At 69.4% G+C, this 19,462-nt stretch carries 16 protein-coding genes; 7 read left to right on the forward strand and 9 right to left on the reverse strand.

Annotated elements, in window-relative coordinates; genetic code table 11:
• The first annotated feature begins 38 nt into the window (after positions 1-38).
• A complete protein-coding gene (locus O3438_RS13285) occupies positions 39-809 on the forward strand; it encodes a FadR/GntR family transcriptional regulator (protein ID WP_269680266.1) in 771 nt (256 codons plus the stop codon).
• A 75-nt stretch (positions 810-884) separates the two neighbouring features.
• Here the strand turns inward: O3438_RS13285 and O3438_RS13290 are convergent, their stop codons facing one another.
• From O3438_RS13290 to O3438_RS13300, 3 genes are all read right to left on the reverse strand, one after another.
• Positions 885-2,273 carry an RICIN domain-containing protein gene (locus O3438_RS13290; RefSeq protein WP_269680267.1) on the reverse strand — a complete coding sequence of 463 codons (1,389 nt, stop codon included), beginning with the start codon at positions 2,271-2,273 and terminating at the stop codon, positions 885-887.
• A gap of 488 nt (positions 2,274-2,761) precedes the next feature.
• Positions 2,762-4,228, reverse strand: a complete 1,467-nt coding sequence (locus tag O3438_RS13295; protein WP_269680268.1) for an endo-1,4-beta-xylanase — start codon at positions 4,226-4,228, stop codon at positions 2,762-2,764.
• 426 nt (positions 4,229-4,654) lie between these two features.
• Complete coding sequence (locus tag O3438_RS13300; protein ID WP_269680269.1) at positions 4,655-5,653, reverse strand: PaaX family transcriptional regulator; 999 nt, start codon at positions 5,651-5,653, stop codon at positions 4,655-4,657.
• Positions 5,654-5,922: 269 nt separating this feature from the next.
• Here O3438_RS13300 and O3438_RS13305 point away from each other — a divergent pair, with 269 nt between their 5' ends.
• Entirely contained in the window at positions 5,923-7,257 is a 1,335-nt protein-coding gene (locus O3438_RS13305; protein ID WP_269680270.1) for an extracellular catalytic domain type 1 short-chain-length polyhydroxyalkanoate depolymerase, read from the forward strand.
• Between the two features lie 82 nt (positions 7,258-7,339).
• Here O3438_RS13305 and O3438_RS13310 read toward each other — a convergent pair whose 3' ends face one another.
• Both O3438_RS13310 and O3438_RS13315 read right to left on the reverse strand, forming a co-directional pair.
• Positions 7,340-8,860 (reverse strand): arabinofuranosidase catalytic domain-containing protein, encoded by a 1,521-nt coding sequence (locus O3438_RS13310; protein WP_269680271.1) that lies wholly within the window; start codon positions 8,858-8,860, stop codon positions 7,340-7,342.
• 244 nt (positions 8,861-9,104) lie between these two features.
• Complete coding sequence (locus tag O3438_RS13315; RefSeq protein WP_269680272.1) at positions 9,105-10,940, reverse strand: RICIN domain-containing protein; 1,836 nt, start codon at positions 10,938-10,940, stop codon at positions 9,105-9,107.
• 286 nt (positions 10,941-11,226) lie between these two features.
• Between O3438_RS13315 and O3438_RS13320 the strand changes: the two genes are divergently transcribed.
• From O3438_RS13320 to O3438_RS13335, 4 genes are read left to right on the forward strand one after another with little or no spacing between them, the layout of a single operon-like run.
• Positions 11,227-12,465: a sugar ABC transporter substrate-binding protein gene (locus tag O3438_RS13320; protein WP_269680273.1), complete on the forward strand. Its 1,239-nt coding sequence runs from the start codon at positions 11,227-11,229 to the stop codon at positions 12,463-12,465.
• A 17-nt stretch (positions 12,466-12,482) separates the two neighbouring features.
• Positions 12,483-13,454, forward strand: a complete 972-nt coding sequence (locus tag O3438_RS13325; RefSeq protein WP_269680274.1) for a carbohydrate ABC transporter permease — start codon at positions 12,483-12,485, stop codon at positions 13,452-13,454.
• On the forward strand, positions 13,451-14,275 hold the full coding sequence (locus tag O3438_RS13330; protein ID WP_145784663.1) for a carbohydrate ABC transporter permease: 825 nt from the start codon (positions 13,451-13,453) through the stop codon (positions 14,273-14,275). Before O3438_RS13325 ends, O3438_RS13330 begins: the two co-directional genes overlap by 4 nt.
• A 32-nt stretch (positions 14,276-14,307) precedes the next feature.
• Positions 14,308-16,020 (forward strand): amylo-alpha-1,6-glucosidase, encoded by a 1,713-nt coding sequence (locus O3438_RS13335; protein ID WP_269680275.1) that lies wholly within the window; start codon positions 14,308-14,310, stop codon positions 16,018-16,020.
• Here O3438_RS13335 and O3438_RS13340 read toward each other — a convergent pair whose 3' ends face one another.
• From O3438_RS13340 to O3438_RS13350, 3 genes are all read right to left on the reverse strand, one after another.
• Positions 16,021-17,034 (reverse strand): LacI family DNA-binding transcriptional regulator, encoded by a 1,014-nt coding sequence (locus tag O3438_RS13340; RefSeq protein WP_269680276.1) that lies wholly within the window; start codon positions 17,032-17,034, stop codon positions 16,021-16,023.
• Positions 17,035-17,155: 121 nt separating this feature from the next.
• On the reverse strand, positions 17,156-17,740 hold the full coding sequence (locus O3438_RS13345) for an alpha/beta fold hydrolase (protein WP_269680277.1): 585 nt from the start codon (positions 17,738-17,740) through the stop codon (positions 17,156-17,158).
• A gap of 21 nt (positions 17,741-17,761) precedes the next feature.
• Positions 17,762-17,980 (reverse strand): hypothetical protein, encoded by a 219-nt coding sequence (locus O3438_RS13350; RefSeq protein ID WP_269680278.1) that lies wholly within the window; start codon positions 17,978-17,980, stop codon positions 17,762-17,764.
• A gap of 113 nt (positions 17,981-18,093) precedes the next feature.
• On the opposite strand from O3438_RS13350, the gene O3438_RS13355 reads away from it, so the two are divergent.
• Positions 18,094-18,702 (forward strand): class I SAM-dependent DNA methyltransferase, encoded by a 609-nt coding sequence (locus tag O3438_RS13355; RefSeq protein ID WP_269680279.1) that lies wholly within the window; start codon positions 18,094-18,096, stop codon positions 18,700-18,702.
• Between the two features lie 13 nt (positions 18,703-18,715).
• On the opposite strand, the gene O3438_RS13360 is transcribed toward O3438_RS13355, so the two are convergent.
• Positions 18,716-19,435 carry a VOC family protein gene (locus O3438_RS13360; RefSeq protein ID WP_269680280.1) on the reverse strand — a complete coding sequence of 240 codons (720 nt, stop codon included), beginning with the start codon at positions 19,433-19,435 and terminating at the stop codon, positions 18,716-18,718.
• Between the last annotated feature and the right edge of the window lie 27 nt (positions 19,436-19,462).

Below are 19,462 nucleotides of genomic sequence, written 5' to 3' on the forward strand. Positions count from 1 at the left end.
CGAGGACGTCGTGCCACGGCGGGTCATTCGGAGGGGACATGACGCCAGCTCAGGAGACAGCCCTGACCAATCCGGCGGCCCCGGCATGGGTCCGTCGACCGACGAACCTCGCCCGGGCGGTCACCGCCGAGCTCGTGCAGCGCATCGTCCGTGGCGTACACCCGTCGGGGACGTCCCTGCCTCCGGAGCCGATCCTCTGCGAGACCTTCTCGGTGAGCCGGACCGTCGTCCGCGAGGCCGTCAAGATCCTCCAAGAGAAGGGGCTGGTGCAGGTCCGCCAGGGCGCCGGCACCATGGTCACCCCACCGTCACAGTGGGACATGCTCGACGAACTCGTCCTCGCGGCGACCATCGCCGAGGACGACACCCTCGCGATCCTCGACGATCTGGTCGTGACCCGACGGGTGCTCGAATCCGACATGGCGAACGTCGCCGCCCGGCTCGCCGACGCCGAGACCATCGACCGCCTGCGCGAGATGGTGGACGGGATGGACGACCTGGTCGACGACCACGTGACGTACCACGAACACGACCGGGCCTTCCACGACACGATCATGCAGGCGTCCGGCAACCGCATCGCTCGCGGCGTCGTACGCGCTCTGGAAAGCCAGGTCATCAACACCGCCAGCTACATGGGTCGCACCGAGCGCTCGCTGTGCGTGGCGTCGAACCAGGGTCACCGGCGGATCTACGAGCGCATCGCCGCACACGACTCCGAGGGCGCCGCCGAGGCGATGTTCACCCACATCACCGAGGCGTGGCTGGTCCGCCGCAGCGGTTCGGGCAAGCCGGTTCGACTGCAACGCTGAGCGGCAGCGCACGCCCCCGGGCACAGGAGCGGACGCTGCCGCCGACGTCAGCGCCGGCCTCGCCGGCGACCGGGGTCAGGAGAACTGCGAGAAGAACCTCCAGATCTCACCCTTGGTCCAGGTCGTGATGCCGCTCTCGGCGTACGTGCCGTCCACCGGGCCCGGCATGTGGCCGTTGTCGTACGCGGCCCACTGCACCGGGTACCCGGACCGGCAGCCCGAGTAGGTGGTGGTGATGTGGGTGCGGCTGCCCGCCCCCGGCTCGGGCGGGTTCTGGGCGGTGCACCCGTTGTTGCGCACGAACGTGTCGCGCAGCGACCGCCCCTGTCCGATGCTCAGGACGTTGTCCGAGATGCCGTGCAGCCCGAAGTACGCGATGGGCTGCGTTCCGCCACTGCACCCACTGATCTGCCCGCCGGAGATGACGGCGACTGCCCGGAACACGGTGGCGCGGGCGCAGGCGATGGCGTAGCTCATGCCGCCGCCCCAGCTGAAGCCGAGGGCGAACCGCTGCCGCGGGTTGACACAGAGACTGCTCTCGATCCGGCTGATCATGTCGTCGACGAAGACGATGTCCTCGCCGCCGGAGTTGCCCCAGCCGTTGCCGAAGCCCTGGGGCGCGACCAGGATCGCGCTGTTGTTCGACTGCTCCTGCTGACCGTAGTAGGACCACGGCGTTCCGCTGGTGCCGCCGGAGGAGACGTCCTGCATGGTGCCGCCCCGCCAGTGGAACGCGAAGATCAGCCGGTAGGGGTTGCTGTTGTTGTAGTTGGCCGGCACCCGCAGGGTGAACGTCCGGCTCTTGCCGTTGCTCTGGATGGTGTGCGTGCCGCTGGACAGCGTCGGTGCCTTGCCACACCCGCTGCCACCGGTCGGTGGCGGGGTCGTGCCGCCGTCCGTGCGGACGAGCTGCCACTGCTGGTTGGTGCCGTTCCAGTCGGCGTACTGCACGATGTTGCCGCCGTCGGCGGTGGAGGCGCCCTGCACCTCGACGGCCTTGCTGCTGTGCCGGCTGATCAGTCGGACGTAGCCGCCGTCCGAGTCGGCCAGGCGGAACTGCTGGTTGGTCCCGTTGAGGTCGGACCACTGTACGATCGCGCCGCCGTCGGCGGTCGAGAAGCCGCTGACGTCGAGGACCTTGCCGGAGTGCCGGGACTTCACCCGGTAGTAGCCGCCCCCCGAGTCCACGAACTGCCACTGCTGGTTGGCCCCGTTGTTACGGGTCCACTGGCTGACCCGCGCGCCGTCGTTGGTCGCCGAGGCGTACAGGTCCAGCGCCTTGCCGCTGTTGCGGTTGACCAGGACGTACCAGGCGTTGGTGTCCACCGTGGCAGCCGCCGCGGGTGTCTGGTTGACAGCGACCAGCGCGCTGGCCGCCATGACCGCTGCCGCCGCCGCGGCCAACCCTGACCGCCAGCGATGCCGTGGTGGGGAGGCGGGACGGGCCTCACCGATGACCTTCATGGTCCACTCCTTAGATCGGGGCGACCCACGAGCAGAACGCACGCGCGTGCCCTGGGGTGCGTGCCGGCGACTGGTGGTGGCGTCAGCACGTTTGCGGGGTTGCGAACGAGATGCGGCCGCCGCCGAGCGACCGTGGCCCAGGCCACGGACCGAATGTGGAGCAGGCCCGCGTCGGGTACGCGGTGCCCGGCCGGCTCCGGGCAGCCAGTGGTCCGCGGGTGAAAATTAGCGTTAACGACGTCATACGTCAAACGATTGGCATCGATTTCACGAGGTTCTCCACGGTCGGCAGCATGGGTGCTGGTAGCAGCCTTGCGAGCTTCGCGCCGCGACGGGGCAGTGACTTGACGTAGCTCTTGTTATCGCTCACAGTCGATGGACGGTGGGGTGGCGTCGATCGGGCGAGCGGCACCTCCCCAGCGGGCACAAGCAGCGGCCCGCCCCGGGTGGGGGCGGGCCGCCGTCCTGTCACCTGACTCGTCCGGTCGCTATCCGATCCGGACCAACTGCCACTGCTGGTTGGTGCCACCCCAGTCGGCGTACTGGACGATGTTGCCGCCGTCCGCCGTGGACGCGCCCTGCACCTCGACAGCCTTACCGCTGTTGCGGTTGAGCAGACGCAGGTATCCGTCCGACGAGTTGGCGATCCGGAACTGCTGGTTCGTGCCGTTGAGGTCGGACCACTGCACGATCGCGCCGCCGTCGGCGGTCGAGAAGCCGCTGACGTCAAGCACCTTGCCGGAGTGCCGGGACTTCAGCCGGTAGTAGCCGCTCCCCGAGTCCACGAACTGCCACTGCTGGTTGACGCCGTTGTTCCGCGACCACTGGCTGATCCGCGCGCCGTCGTTGGTCGCCGAGGCGTACAGGTCCAGGGCCTTGCCGCTGTTCCGGTTCAGCAACACGTACCAGGCACTGGTGTCCACCCCGGAGCCCGGCGGGGGCGTGGTGGGCGGGGTGGAGCCGCCGTTGAGGGCGTCCAGCACGGCGGTGTACGCGGCCTTCTTGTTGCCGTTGCAGTCGAACAGCAGCGCGTTGTCCGAGCCACGCCACGAGTCGCAGTCGCGCACGCCCCACGTGGTGATGCCGGTGCACCGTGAGACAGCCAGGCAGGCGCGGGTGACGGCGCCGTAGATGTTGGCCTGGTTGCCACCGGTCATCACGTCCAACTCGGTGATCTGCACGTCCACGCCGAGGTCGGCGAAGCGCTGCAGGTTGGCCTGGTAGTCAGACGCCAACGAGGTGCCCAGGTGCGACTGGAAGCCCACACAGTCGATCGGCACACCACGGGACTTGAAGTCCCGCACCATGTTGTAGATCCCCGTCGACTTCGCGTTGATCCCGTCGGTGTTGTAGTCGTTGTAACACAACTTCGCACCCGGATCCGCCGCCCGCGCCGCCCGGAACGCCGCCTCGATCCAGTCGTTGCCCGTCCGCTGCAGGTTCGAGTCACGCCGCCCACCCGAACCACCGTCGGCGAACGCCTCGTTCACCACATCCCAGGCGTAGATCTTCCCCCGGTAGTGCGTCGCCACCTGCGTGACATGGTTGATCGCCGCGTTGCGCAACGCGCTGCCCGACATGCCCTGCGCCCAGCCGGGCTGCTGCGCGTGCCACAACAGCGTGTGACCCCGCACGCTCATGCCGTTGGCCTGCGCGTGGCTGACCAGGCGGTCACCACTGGAGTGATTGAACACCCCCTGCTGCGGCTCGTTGGACGCCCACTTCATCTCGTTCTCGGCCACGACGCTGTTGAACTCACGGTTCAAAATCGTCGTGTACGCGCTGGTCGACAGCTTGTTGACGGCGACCGCGGCGCCGAAGTAGCGGCCCTTCTCGGCGGCGGCCGCCTTCAGGGTCGTGCCGGCGCCGGCTGCGGGAGTCAGCGCCACTGTCATGCCGGTGGTGAGGGCGACGGCGAGGGTCGCCGCCGCCAGCAACGTTCTGCGTGATTTCATGTCGTTCCTTTTCAGTGGGTGCATCGGTGGTGGTGATGTGCCACGTCGATCAGGACGGTCGCCCGGTGCGGCGCACGCGGTCGGGGAAGGCATACGCCGGCACTGCCGGGAGCCCTGAGGTGACGTCCGCCCGCCCGGAGGGGACGCCGGGGTTCGAGGTACGACCCGCAGGGCTCGCCCGGTGAACCCAACGAAACGATAAACCTCGATATCGAGGGTGAGCGATAACATGCCGTTCGTCAAGACGAAACGAGCCGTTCACGCCGACGCTCCGGAACACCTCGCCCCGCGCACCACCGACCGCCTGCGGGGATCTCCGTCACCGGCCGCGAAACCACCGGACGAACCGGCCCACCGAGACACGCCTGAGGGTGCTTCTGTTATCGCTCACAGCGATCGGGCGGCCGTGCGCCCACCGGGCCGCCGTCAGCCGGCGACGCCGCCGTGCCCCCGCTCCGCCAGGCTCGCCTCGAGGCGTACCCCGGCAAGCATGTCGGCGGTGGTGTGCGCCCGGATGCTGGGCTGCGTGCCGTCGGCGAACCGGGCGACGACCGCCCGGACGTGTCGCTCGGCCGGCGCGGCGAGGCCGTCGTAGACGGCCGCGAACAACTCCTGCGCCGGCCGCCGGAGCCACCCCTCGGGAAGGAGTTCCACCGGCAACTGCGGATCGAGTACGGGGAACCGCCGGAAGGTGTCCATGACCTCGGTACGGGCCCGCACCGCGGCGGCACCGTCGACCTCCCCGGACACCACAGCGGGCAGCAGCGGCGTCCAGCGCCGGAGGAACGCGTCGTAGCTCCGGCTGATCGCCTCGATGTCCCAGGCTTCGATCGGGGGACGGTGGATGGCCGACCCGAGGGGGGTCTGCCGCCCGCGAAAGACCGTCACGGCACCGAGGGTGAGCTGGTCGAGACGGGCACGAGCCGGGGCGTTCAGGTCGCGCGGCGAGATCCACAGCCCGTCGTACAACGGCGCGTAGCCGAGCCACCGCAGCTGGGCCCGCAGGGCCCGCCGCTGCCCGCTCAACTCTTGTGGCAGCGAGAAGGCGACGACCGTCCAGCACCCGTCCCATGGCACCGTCGAGGTGGTGGAGGTGAGGATCCAGTGGGCTCCGGCGGACAGGCTTGCGGCCGCGCCGCGGCTGAGCCGGTACGAGCTGCGGCGTCCCAGTCGACTGCCCTCCAGCACCCCGCGGCGGGCCAGCCGGCTGATCGCGGTGCGCGCACCGGCCGTCGTCACGCCGGTCTCCCCGAGCAACGCCACGATGGCGGCGGACGGGAGTGGGACGCGGGTCCGCAGTGTGTAGTCCGCCAGCAGGGTCACGGCGACCCCCTGGGGTGAGTTGCCCGCCTGCCGCCGGGGCAGCCGGAGCTCGTGATCTCCGTCGTCCGGATAGATCTCGTCGATGTCGAACGGGCTTGCCACAGGCGCTCCGTGCTCTTCAGGGACGGTGTGACGACTGTAGACGGAGCACCGCGCTGCCGGCTCCCGGGATCGACAGACGATAGAAAGACTTCGATTGACACTTGTCGGCCCGAGGGGAACACTAATTGCCATGCAATGCCGCCCGGAGCCGGGCAGGGACAGGGCAGACCACAGGTAGCGGGCAGGCGTGATCAGGCGGGCACCGGGCGCACCCGCCACCGAATCGCGCCACCAATCCCAGCCGCACCGGCAATCGAAGGAGTCGTCCGTTGACAATCAAGAGAAAACTGCTGCTCGCGCTCGCCGTGCCACTGGTGACGGCCGGCCTGGTGGTCCCCTCGTTCCGAGCCGCGTACGCGGCGTCGCTGACCGAGGTGACCAGCTTCGGGGACAACCCGGGGCGGATGCGTATGCACGTCTACGTGCCGGACAACCGCCCGGCCAAGCCGGCGACGGTGGTGGCCATGCACGGCTGCGGCGGATCCGGCCCCGGGTTCTACTCCGGGAGCGAGTTCGCCAGCCTCGCCGACCGCTACGGCTACATCGTGATCTACCCGTCCGCCACCCAGCAGGCCGGCTTCGGCAACTGCTTCGACACCTGGTCGGACGCCGCGAAGCGGCGAGGCGGGGGCAGTGACCCGGTCTCGATCATCTCCATGATCCGGTACGTGCAGCAGCAGTACGCGGCCGACCCGGACCGGGTCTACGCCACCGGCAGCTCGTCCGGCGGCATGATGACCAACCACATGCTGGCGCTCTACCCCGACGTGTTCAAGGCCGGCGCCGCGTTCATGGGCGTGCCGTTCAACTGCTTCGCCAACGCGGCGGACTACCCGCCCGGCAGCAGCCAGTGCACCGGCGGGAACATGAACCGCACACCGCAACAGTGGGGCGACGCGGTGCGCCAGGCGTACCCCGGCTACGCCGGACCCCGTCCACGCGTGCAGCTCTGGCACGGCACCAACGACACCCTCGTGCCGTACTCGCTGTTGCAGGAGACGATCGAGCAGTGGACGAACGTGTTCGGCCTGAGCCAGACACCCACCTCGACCGACACACCCCAGGCCAACTGGAACCGGCGTCGGTACGCCGACACCAGCGGCACCGTCCAGGTCGAGGCGTACAGCATCCAGGGCGCCGGGCACAGCCTGCCGTCCGGCGGTATGGCCGCCGCCGCCCTGCAGTTCTTCGGCCTGACCAACCCCACGACGCCGCCACCGACCACCCCGCCACCGACCACCCCGCCGCCGACCACGCCGCCACCGACCACGCCGCCGCCGACCAACGGCGCGTGCCGGGTGACCGTCGCCGTCAACGCCTGGAACAACGGCCTGACCGAGAACATCACCATCACCAACACGGGCACCAGCGCTCTCAACGGCTGGTCCCTGGTCTTCACCCTGCCCAGCGGGCAGACCATCACCTCGGGCTGGAACGCCACCTACTCGCCCAACTCCGGGCAGGTGACGGCCCGCAACGTCGCCTACAACGGGGGCATCCCCGTCAACGGCTCGGTGACCATTGGTTTCCAGGCCAGCCACAGCGGCAACAACGCCCGACCGTCCGCGTTCGCCCTCAACGGCGCGCCCTGCACTGTCGCCTGAGACCGGGCCGACGTCGACGAAACCGTGCGCCGGTCACCACCTCCGTGGTGACCGGCGCACGACTCGTTCCGGCGTCGCCGGGTCAGCGGTAACCGGCGCCCACCACGCTGGCCTGCACCGCGTTCTCGGTCGCGTCGGACGGGTAGCCGGCGACCATGGCCCCCTCGTAGAAGGTGCCGGCGCTCAGGTTCGCGCCACCGTCGGGCTTGCAGCAGTCACCACCACTGCCCAGGATGATCGCGCCCTGCTTCTTCATCGGGCTGTATCCCGGCGGGAGCGAGCCGTCATACAGCGTGTACAGGCTGCCGGACTGCGCGTCGCTGCCCTTGATCGCGAAGCGGGTGGTGCCGTTGTTCTTCAGCGTCGCGGTGACGAACTTGCTGGTGAACGCACGCTGGTTCGGGTTCCACGTCTGGCTGCCGCCCGGGAACAGGCCCCACTCCAGGTCCGCCTGCACCCAGGGGCCGGAGCCCGAGCAGCCGCCGAACCAGCACTGCTTGCTGAAGTTGATGGCGTCCATCGCGCCGGCGGCGTCCGCCTTCCTGGTCGTCTCGCTGTTGCCGTAGTCGAAGCAGCAGCCGCTGTTGACGTGGGTGCCGCTGGTGACCATGTACATGCCCTCGGGCGCGGCTCCGGTCGGCACTCCGGTGAGGTGCCCGTCGCGCCAGTAGCTGTTGCCCGGGTTGATGTAGAGCGAGTACGCCTTCGCCCCACCCACGGTCAGCGACTCCGACGTGGCGATCGCCGGCTTGCTCTGCGGCGAGCCCGGCACGACGCTGGAGCCCTGGTACCAGAGGTCGTTACCGCGCCCGGACTGGTCGAAGACGACGGTGATCACGCAGGTCGTGCCAGAGCAGAAGGAGTCCTGCGTCGCGGCGACGGCGGTGCCGCCGGCGCCGGACACCGCGATGTTGCGGGTCGTGTTGTCCGACGAGCGACGCACCTGGTAGAGGTTGCCGGTGTACGCCGCGTAGAGGGCCCGCGTCGTGCTGTGCGCCGCGATGCACGGCGTGCCGCCGGAGGCGTAGATGTCGCACGGGCGCGCGCCGCTCGGCGGCGGGGTGGTCGGCGGCGGGGTCGTCGGCGGAGTGCTCGGCGAGGCCCACTGCTGATTCGCGCCGCCGTTGCAGCCCCAGAGGATGAGCTTGGTCCCGTTCGCCGTGCCGGCGGCATTGGCGTCTAGGCAGAGCCCGGACTGCACGCCGGTGATGGTGCCGTTGCTGTTGACGTTCCACTGCTGGTTGTTCTGGCCGTTGCAGTCCCAGATGATCACCTGCGTGCCGTTGGCGGTGCCCCGACCGTTGGCGTCCAGGCACTTGTTGCCGTACACCGTGAGCTGTCTGCTCGACGTCCAGGTCCAGGTCTGGCCGGCGCTGCCGTTGCAGTCCCAGAGTTGGGTCTGGGTGCCGTTGGTGGTGCTGGAGTTCGGCACCTCCAGGCAGCGACCGGACTGGGTGCCGACGATCGTGGTGCTCTGCCCGGGCTCGATCGCCGCGGACACGGCTGCGGCGGCTTCGGCGGCGAAGGGTGAGGTGGTTGGCGTGGTGCCGTAGCCGACGAGGACGCCGACCAGGGCAACGGCCAGAACTGTCAGACGTCGCACGCGGCGGCGTCTCGGGATGGGATCGAGGGCCGTTCCTGGCCCTCCGGGGGACGGGGTTCGCACGAGGTACTCCTCGGAGTCGCGGAGGTGCGGATGGTCGACGCGCCACGGGCGAGGGTGGTGTCGGCGAATCGATTCGCAACGAATGGTAGGATCTTTGTTTTATTCATGTCAATGAATGCGGTGGGTGGGAGATGCGCTGACCACCCGACGAGCGGCCAGCGCATCACCTCTCCCGAGACAGCTACCGCCCCAGGAGTCGCCACGTCTGGTTCAACGGGCTGCCCTGACTGACCGCTCGGCAGGTCCACTGGTGGACCAGCGCGCCGGCCGCCGTGGAGACCGCGTTGACATCCACGCACTTGCCACTGTGCCGGGCGACGAGTTGGTAGTCGTGCGAGTCGTTACCCGAGTAGGTCACCTTGCGCAGCGCGAACTGCTGGTTGGAGCTGTTCAGGCAGGTCCACTGGTGCACGGCCGCGCCGTCGGCGGTGGACACGCCGCTGACGTCGAGGCACTTCCCGCTCTGCTGGTTGACCACCGTGTACGTGTTGGCCACCCCGGCGACCGGCCGGAAGTTCCAGAGCTGCTGGTCACCGCCGTCGCAGTAGTTCTGCTGCTGGACGTTGCCGTCGGCCGTGCTCAGGCCGACGTTGTTCAGGCACTGCTGGGAGTGCTGCGCCACGGCCACCGACTGGAAGCCAGCCTCCGAGGGAGGCAGCACCGTGAGCGTGTAGGTGTCGGTCTGGTTGGAGTACGGCAGAGTCACCGTGGCGTTGTTGTTGGACACGTTCACCACGCTGTTCGAGACCGTGACCGGCCCCTGCACGGCGCCGCCGTTGTTGTGCGGGATGCGCTGGGTGAGCACCCGGACCTGGTTGTTCTGCACGATGCCGCTGGTCGTGTCCAGGCGTTGCAGGTTGACGGTCAGGTTCCCGGTGGTCCGACCACCACCGACCAGGACCTTCGCCGAGCCGGAATCCTTCGTGGCGTACGCGTCGAACGACTGGCTCGGGGTCACCCCGACGATCTGTCCGGTCTGGGAGGCGTAGAAGCGGTAGTTCCACCACTCACCCTTGGGCTGGTGCTGACCGGCCGAGTTGCGGATCAACAGGTTGCCGAGGTCGTTGTGCAGGCTGCCCCCGCTGGCCCAGTTCGCCCGCAGGCCGTCCGCCCGGGCCCGTTCGAGACGAGCGATGTACCAGGCGCCGTCGGCCGGGTTCTGCTCGTCGGGGGCACCGTACTCGTTGATCTGGTACGGACGCGGGTGGGCGATGCCGCGCGGGTCGAGGGTGGCGTTGGCCGCCGCGACGTTGGCGACCGGGTCGCCCGGCAGTGAGTGCCAGCTGACGATGTCCGGCACCGTGTTGGTCGAGCGGACGAAGTCCAGGTACTGGTTCCAGAAGGCGTGGTTGGTCGACGGTACGCAGGCACAGCTCGGCCCGACGATGAGCTGGCTGGGGAACTCCGCCCGGATGCGCTGGTAGGTGCGGCGCCACAGTTCGAGGTACTGGGAGATCGGGCGGTTCCAGAAGATGGTGATGTTGGGTTCGTTCCAGATGTCCCACTGCACCGACAGCCCGGACGCCCGGACGTCGCCGATCAGGCGGGTGAGGAAGTTGTCGTAGTCGGTCCAGTTGCCGTTGTCGCCGGGGAAGCGGGAGATCCCGGCGCCGTCGGCACCCCACAGGTCGTGCGGCAGGATGATGAACTGCCCGCCGAGGGCGTTGGTGCGACGCGCCTGGGCGAGTGTGGAGTTCCAGCGGCGGTCGTAGGTCCCGCCGACCCAACCGCTCCCCGGAAGCTGCGCGCCGCCGGCACGCATGTACTGGAACTTGACGTCCCGGTAGAAGTGGTCGGCCGGACCGCTGGCGTTCTCGGTCATGCCGTAGATCCAGCCGGAGGCGCGGTAGGTCGGCGCACCGCTGGTCGAGGAGAAGTTGACACTGATCGACTCGTCGGCGGCCTGGGCAGGGGACGGGGCGACGGCGACGGCGGTCGTGGCGGCGAGCAGGCCGACCACGAGTCGGGCGACGATCGCACCGGCTCGTCCTGACCTGCCACGGGACGGGGTTTTCACGGGCGGCTCCTTGGTGGGGCGTGGGGGACGCTCTCCGGAGGGCAGCACTTGCGAATCGATTCGCACGGATCGTAGGACCGGGCACTGAACCGTGTCAATGAATTGACAGCCGCATGAAGACCATGTTTCCGCGCTCGGCCGCCAGTCTCTTGACCACCGGATCCGGACCGTCTTATCTTCGTGCGAACCGATTCGTCGAATCGATTCGCCTCATGGCCGGGCTCCGCTCGGCCCGCGACTGTCACACCACCCCACCCCTGACGATCGACTCGAAGTGAGGCACCACATGACCGGACTCAGTCGTCGGCGGCGCCTGGCCGCCGTCGCCGTGATAGCCCTCGTCGCAGCGGCCGGCAGCGCCTGCTCGTCATCCTCGGACAAGTCCGCCGACGGCGGCGCCTACCTCGTCTGGGACCCCTATCCACAGTTCGCCGACGACTCCGAGTGGGTCGCGCTGCTCAAGAAGTGCGGCACCTCGGCGGGCGTGACTGTCGAGCGGACCGGCTACGACACCACCGACCTGACCAACAAGGCGCTGCTCGCCGCCCAGCAGGGCAACTCGCCGGACGTGCTGATCGTCGACAACCCGGTCATCTCGACACTGGCCGAGGCCGGCGCGCTCACCACCACCGACGACAACAAGCTGGACGTGTCGGCCATGGAGAAGAACCTGCTCGGCGCGGGACAGAGCGAGGGCAAGACGTACGGGGTGCCGATCGGCGCGAACACCCTCGCCCTCTACTACAACAAGGACGTACTCACCGCCGCCGGTGTCGACCCCACCGCCGTCAAGGACTGGACGTCGCTGAACGAGGCGCTGGGCAAGGTCAAGGCCAAGGGGAAGAAGGGCATCACCTTCTCCGCGATCGGCACCGAGGAGGGCAGCTTCCAGTTCCTGCCCTGGTTCTGGGGCTCCGGTGCCCAACTGACCGGTCTGGACTCCCCGCAGGCGGTGGCCGCGCTGACCCTCTGGACGGACTGGCTCAAGCAGGGCCACGCTCCGAACTCGGTCATCAACAACACCCAGACGACGAGTTGGCAGGAGTTCGCCACCGGCGACTACGCCTTCGCCGAGAACGGCACCTGGCAGCTGGCGAACGCGGAGAAGCTCGGCTTCGCGTACGGCACCATCGCGATCCCGGCCAGCTCGGGCGGGCCCGCCCCGGCGCCCACCGGCGGTGAGTTCGTCTCCATCCCGGTGCAGAAGAACACCGGACGGTACGACACGTCGCAGAAGCTCGTGACCTGCCTGACCAGTGCCGACAACCTTCTCACCACCGATACCACGCTCTCCTACGTCGCACCCGTCGCCGCCGTCCAGGACCGGCAGGCGACCGCGGACCCCAAGCTCAAGGTCTGGGTCGAGGCGGTCCGGGCCGCCAAGGGCCGCACCGGCGACAACCTCGGCACGAAGTACCCGAAGATCTCCGAGTCACTGTGGACCGCGGTGCAGGCCGCCCTCAGTGGCGGGAAGTCCCCCCAGGAGGCGCTGGCCGCAGCGCAGGCCGCCGCCGCGAACCGGTAAGGCGCCGAAGCGACAGCATGGTCCCCACGACAGAGACCTCCACCGACGTACGGGGCCCGGGTGAGGCGGCGACCGCCGCACCGCCCGGGTCTCCCCCGCCCCGAGTTCGCCGGCCACGCCGGTGGCTGGCCTGGGGCTTCCTCGCACCCGTGACCCTCTACCTGGCGGCCTTCTACGCGTACCCGCTCTACCGCAACATCGAGTTGAGCCTGCGGGAGTACACCGTCCGCTCGTTCGTGCAGGGCGGTGCGCCCTTCGCCGGTCTGGACAACTACCGGACGGTGCTGACCGATCCGGCCTTCGTGCCGACGCTGACGCACACAGTGATCTTCACCGGCGCGTCGCTCGCCTTCCAGTTCACCATCGGCATGGCCCTCGCGCTCTTCTTCCACCAGCACTTCCCGCTGTCGCGCACACTGCGCGCGCTGTTCCTCGTACCGTGGCTGCTGCCGTTGATCGTTTCGGCGTCGACCTGGTCGTGGCTGCTCAACAGCGACTCGGGCCTGGTCAACTCCGCGCTAGCAGTGGTGGGCGTCGACCCGGTCAACTGGCTCACCTCGCCGGGCTGGTCGCTGACCTCGGTGATCATCGCGAACATCTGGATCGGCATCCCGTTCAACCTGGTGGTGCTCTACAGCGGCCTACAGGCGATCCCGGCCGAGGTGTACGAGGCGTCCGCCCTCGACGGCGCGACAGGGTGGCAACGGTTCTGGTCGATCACGTTTCCGTTGCTGCGCCCCGTCTCCGCGATCACGCTGCTGCTCGGGTTGATCTACACCCTGAAGGTCTTCGACATCATCTGGATCATGACCAAGGGCGGACCGACCGGCTCGTCCGCGACGCTCGCCACCTGGTCGTACCGGCTCGGCTTCGGCAACCTGCTGCCCGAGTTCGGGCCGGGCGCGGCCGTCGGCAACCTGCTCATCGTGATGGCCCTGATCGCCGGGCTCGTCTACATCCGCATCGAGCGAAGGCAGCACCTACGATGACCACCTCCACGCCGCGCGCCTGGTGGAAGACCGGAGTCGGTCTGGTGCTGACCGGGCTGATGCTCTTCCCCGTCTACTGGATGATCAACGTGTCGTTCACGCGGGACCAGGACATGCGGGCCAGTCCCCCGCACCTGATCCCCACCAACGGCACCCTGGACGGCTACCGAGCGGTGCTCGACCAACAGCTGCCCTACCTCGGCACCAGCTTTCTCGTCGGCCTCGGCACCGTCGCGCTGACCGTGGCGCTGGCCGCCCCCGCCGGATACGCGCTGGCGAAGCTCCGACCACCCGGCGGCCCGGCGCTGAGCTTCGTGCTGCTGATCGCCCAGATGATCCCGGGAATCATCATGGCGATGGGCTTCTACGCCATCTACCTCAGCCTCGGCGTCCTGAACACACTGCCCGGCCTGATCCTGGCCGACACGACACTCGCGGTGCCGTTCGCCGTCCTGATCTTCACGGCCTTCATGTCCGGCATCCCCGACGAGTTGCTCCAGGCCGCGGTGGTCGACGGCGCCAGCCGGCTACGAACCTTCTGGTCCGTCGTCCTGCCGGTCAGCCGCAACTCGATCGTCACGGTGTCGCTGTTCGCGTTCCTGTGGTCCTGGTCCGACTTCATCTTCGCCTCGACCCTCACCGGCGGCGGCGACCACCAGCCGATCACCCTCGGCATCTACCACTACATCGGCAACAACAACCAACAGTGGAACGCCATCATGGCCACCGCTGTCGTCGCCTCCATCCCCGCCGCCGTGCTGCTGGTCCTGGCCCAGCGCTACGTCTCGATGGGCGTGACCGCCGGCGCCGTCAAGGACTGACCACCCGCACCACAGAAAGGCACCCGCCACCCATGACCGTCGCCCCGTCCGGTCCGGAGTTCCCCATCCAGGACATCCCGTTCAGCTACCGAGGATCCTGGTTCAACATCTCCCCGGTGGTAGCCGAGAAGACGTACGCCGACGATCTGCACCTGGTCTCACACCAGACCGGCCTGCACCCCGTCCTGCGTCTCGCCCCCACCGTCGCCGACACCACCATCGTCGCCACACCCACGCTGCTGACCTGGCGCAACGGCGCCGACCGGATCGAGGCCGTCTACGACGGGCCGGACACCCTGCGGATCCGGGGCCGACGGCTCGGTCTGCGGGTGGCCGCGGCAGCCGGCACCCTGACCCCGTTCAGCGGCACCTATCTGTACCTCGACCCGGTCGACGGGTCACACGTGTTCACCTCGTACGAGACCGGTCGCCGCTACCGGGTCACGGTGCTCTCCGGCACCCTCGCGCGGACCGACGGCGTGGAGGCGCTCGGCACCGCCGACCGGTCCCTGGACCTCCCCGCCGACGGACAGTGGGAAATCGCGATCGAGGAGTACGCGACAGCCCGCCGCCGGTACGACGGGTCCGTGCCGTTCGCGCAGTTGTGCCGCGACCGGACGGCGGAGTTCACCGCGTTCGTCGACGCGATCGCCCCGTGGCGTGGCCCGGACACGCCGGCCGCCGAACTGGCCGCGTACGTCCTGTGGTCGGCGACCGTGGCCCCGGCAGGCTTCGTCACCCGCCCGGCCGTCCTCATGTCCAAGCACTGGATGGACAAGGTGTGGAGCTGGGACCACTGCTTCAACGCGATCGCCCTGGCCGCCGGCGAACCGGAACTGGCCTGGCACCAGTTCCACCTGCCCTTCGACCACCAGGACGAGGCCGGCGCACTACCCGACTCGGTCACCCACTCCGAGGTCCTGCACAACTACGTCAAGCCCCCCATCCACGGCTGGGCGCTGCGACACCTGCGTCGACTCCTTCCCCAGCCGCCGGACCGGACGGCGCTGGCCCAGACGTACGACCGGCTGGCCCGCTGGACCCGGTTCTGGCTCGACGCGCGTCGAGCGCCCGGTCAGGACCTGCCCCACTACCAGCACGGCAACGACAGCGGCTGGGACAACGCGACCACCTTCGACGGCGACCGGGTCCTCCAGACGGCCGACCTCGCCGCGTTCCTGGTGTCCCAGCTCCGTTGCCTGGCCGACCTCGCGGTCGAACTGGGCGAGCCCGCCGAGCAGTGGTCCGGGGAGGCCGACCGGATCTGCGCGACGATGTTGCACGACCTGTGGGACGGCGAACGGTTCCTGGCCCGCAGCCCGCACACCGGTCAGCGGCGGGCGAGCCGCAGCCTGCTCGACCTGATGCCCATCGCACTCGGCGCCGACCTGCCCGCGCCGGTCGCCGCCGCCCTGGCGCGAGGCGCCGAAACACACCTGACCACGCACGGACTGGCCACCGAACCAACCGACTCGGCCCACTACCTTGCCGACGGCTACTGGCGTGGCCCGATCTGGGCACCCTCCACAGTCCTGGTCGAGGACGGCCTGCGGCGGGCCGGGCAGACCAGGATCGCCGACGAGATCAGTCGACGGTTCCTCGCCCTGTGCGAGAAGTCCGGGTTCGCGGAGAACTTCGACGCCGAGACCGGCGCCGGGCTCCGGGACCGCGCGTACACCTGGACGGCCAGCAGCTACCTCATCCTGGCGGCCGCCCAGGAGCAACGGCGTGGCACCGGCGGGTAGTCAGCGCGCCGGAACCGGGCCGGTGCTGGACCGCAACGAGATGGGCGGAGTGTAGAGGCGGTGCCGTGGCACGGCACCGCGCTCGGCGATGGTCTCCAACAGCAGCGACACCGCCTCGGCACCCATCTCGACCATCGGCACGTCGGCGGCGGTCAACGGGGGGCGGAAATCCTCCGCCCAGTGCTGGGCGGCGACCCCGGTGACGGAGAAGTCACCCGGCACCGACATCCCGGCGCTGGTCAACGCCCGCTGCATCCCGGGCAGGGCGGCCTCGTTGATCGTCGCCACAGCGGTAACGTCCGGATGCGTCGCGAGCAACTGTTCCACGCACGCCTCGCCGGAGGCGGTGTCGTCGCCGCAGCAGACCTCCACGCCGACCAGGCCGCGCTCCGCCGCAGCCGCCCGGAAACCGGCCAGCGCGCGGTGGCTGGGGCCGTACCCCGCGGCCACCAACTCGGCGGAGCGGTTCACGAGTGCCACCTGCCGGTGCCCCAGGTCGGCCAGGTGGTGCACGCACCGGGCGATCAGGCCAGCGTAGTCGATGTCGATCCAGCTCATGCCGTGCGGCTCGGCCGTCCGACCGATCGTGACGAACGGCAGCCCGGCCTTGGACAGCCGGGTCACCCGGTCGTCCTCCAGTCGGATCTCCATCAGGATCACCCCGTCGACCCGACGCCCGGTGACGATCCGCTCGAACGACCTGTCGTGGTCGCCGCCGGACGGGGACAGCAGCACATCGAGGTCGTGGCGGGCTGCCGCCTCGACGACACTGGCCACGAAACCCAACTGCATGTCGGTCAGCCGCTGGCTCGCCGGCGGGATGACCAGGCCGAGGGTGCGGGTGCGCCCCTCCTTCAACGCACGGGCGCTGGCGTTCGGCCGGTAGTCCAGCTCGTCGATGACGGCCTGGATTCGCTGCCGGGTCGCCTCCGACACGGCCCGTTTCCCGCTCAGCACGTACGACACGGTGCTGCGGGACACCCCCGCCCGGCGGGCGATCTCGCCGATGTTCATGGACCGCCCTCGAATCACATCCTGCCCCGGAACGGGGACGCGCCAGGCTTCGCGGACGAGCATATCCACAGCGAGCTCGCCAATTGTCGGCCCGGGCGGGCCGGGTGCAGGTTGGCCGCCGTCAGCGACGAGGCTGCTCAGCAGACCCGTGGGCGGCACCCTCGACGACCCGCGCCACCTCGCCCAGGTCGTTGTTCAACTGGTGATCGCGGCCGGGCAGCCGATGCAGCCGCGCCTGCGGGATGACGCCGGCGTACAGGTCGGCGTGCGACGGTGGGGCGGTCTCGTCCCGGAGGCCGTGGAACACGTGCACCGGCACGTCGCGCGGCAGCCTGGCACCGAGGTCGTACGGCACCTCGAACTCACCCGCGTCCCAGCCGCCCGCGCCGACGAAGGGGGCGGCGACCAGCACGATCGCCCCGAGCTGCCGCTCCGGCGGCCGCTCGGCGAGCGTGTTGACGAGGATCGTCCCGCCCACCGAGTGGCCCACCACGATCGCCCCGTCGTCCAGGGAAGCGATCTCCCGCCGGATGGCCACGCTCCAGGAGGCGTAACCGGGGTCGGCTTCCTCGGGCATACGCGGGTAGCGGACCTCGTAGGCGTCGCCGAGTTCCCGACTCAAGCTGTCGAACAGCTTGTCGTCCCACTCGTCGTGCACGCCGGTGCCGCCGCCCTGGATCAACAGAACCTGGGTGCGTCCCGGCATGACGATCCTCCCCGCCTTGTGTCAGCGCATACCCGGTGTCGTGGAGGCCGGTCGGCGTGCCCCGCCGGAGCGCTTGAGCATGACCGCTCCGCCGGCGACGAAGATGACGGCGAGGATCAACCCGACCGGATTGCCCTGCGCCAGACTGCTGAAGAACCCCAGAATGCCGAGGATGACCAGCACTCCGCCGAGAAGTCGCAGGAAGTAACCGCCGACTGCTTTGCCCCGTCCATTCGTCATGGTGTTTCTCTGCCCGACGCGCGCGTCCCGCAAACGGGTCGCCGGCGTGGTGCCCGCGTCCCGGCCGGCCCCGGCGCACCGAGCAGACGGTGCGGGACTCGTATAGTGCCGGGGTGGACAGGGACAAGGTCCGGCAGGCGTACGCGTCCGTCGCGGATCTGTACATCGGGCTGTTCGGCACGCGCGAGCAGGTGGACCCCGACGACCTCGCCTTCATCAGGCGACACCTGGCGGGCCGGACGGGCCGGGTGCTCGACCTGGGCTGCGGCCCCGGCCATCTCACCGGCTACCTCCGGTCGCTGGGCGTCGACGCGACGGGGATCGACCTCGTCCCCGAGTTCCTCGCCCACGCGCGGGCGGCCCACCCGGACGTCGAGTTCCACAGCGGATCGCTGGAGAGCCTCGACGTCGTCACCGGCTCGGTCGACGGCATCCTCGCCTGGTACTCGTTGATCCACCTGCCGCCCGAGGAACTCGACGGGGTGCTCGTCGAGTTCCGGCGGGCGTTGACCCCGGGCGGACCGCTGGTGCTCGGCATGTTCGACCACGACGAGGTCGGCCCCTTCGACCACAAGGTCGTGACCGCCTACCGCTGGCCGGTCGACGAGATCTCCGAACGACTCACCCGGGCCGGTTTCGTTGAGGTCGAACGCCTCCGACGGCCCAGGAAGGGCGACCAGCGCCCGCACACCGCCTTCGCGGCGGTCGCGGGAAACAGCTGAGCCGGACGCGTTGTCACGCAGCGCGGTGACCGGCACCCCGCACGCGGAACTCGTTGCCGTCCGGATCCGCCAGCACGACCGCGCCGTCCTCGGCGACGTCGAGTCGAGTGGCACCGAGGGAAACCAACTCGTCGACCGCGGCCTGTTGGTCGTCGGCGGTCGGGACGAGTTCGAGGCGTTGCCGGTTCGGCTCGTTCTTCGGCGCCACGGGCGGGCCACCCCAGGCGATCTTGGTGCCGCCGCGCGGTGACTGGATCGCCGTCTCCTCGTCCTGGTCCCACACCAGCGGCCAACCCAGCGCCCTGCTCCAGAACAGGCCCACGTCCCGGGTGCCCTCGCAGGTCAGCTCACCGAGGAAGCCGGTGCCGGCGAGGTAGGAGTTGCCGGGCTCGATCACGCAGAACGCGTAACCCGCCGGATCGGCCAGAACCGCGTGCCCCTCCTCGGGCAGCTGCCCGACGTCGAGGTGGTCGGCACCCAGCTTCAGCGCCGTCGCGATCGTGTGCTGTTGCTCGTCGACATCGGCGCTGGTCAGGTGCAGGTGCATGCGGTTCGCGCCGAGTTGGCCCGGGCGGCCCGGCACGAACCGGAGGCCGAGCTGGGTGTCGTCGCCGGGCAGGAGCACGCCGCCGGCGTCCTCGACGGCGTCCCGATTCAGCAGAGCGGCCCAGAACCGCGCCGCAGCAACCGGATCGGCGGACTCGACGGTGACTGCCAGTAGGTGCGAACGCATCACCGGATGGTAGGTATCGCCCCGGCA

Origin of the sequence: Micromonospora sp. WMMC250, from assembly GCF_027460215.1 — a bacterium.
Taxonomy (GTDB): Bacteria; Actinomycetota; Actinomycetes; order Mycobacteriales; family Micromonosporaceae; genus Micromonospora; species Micromonospora taraxaci.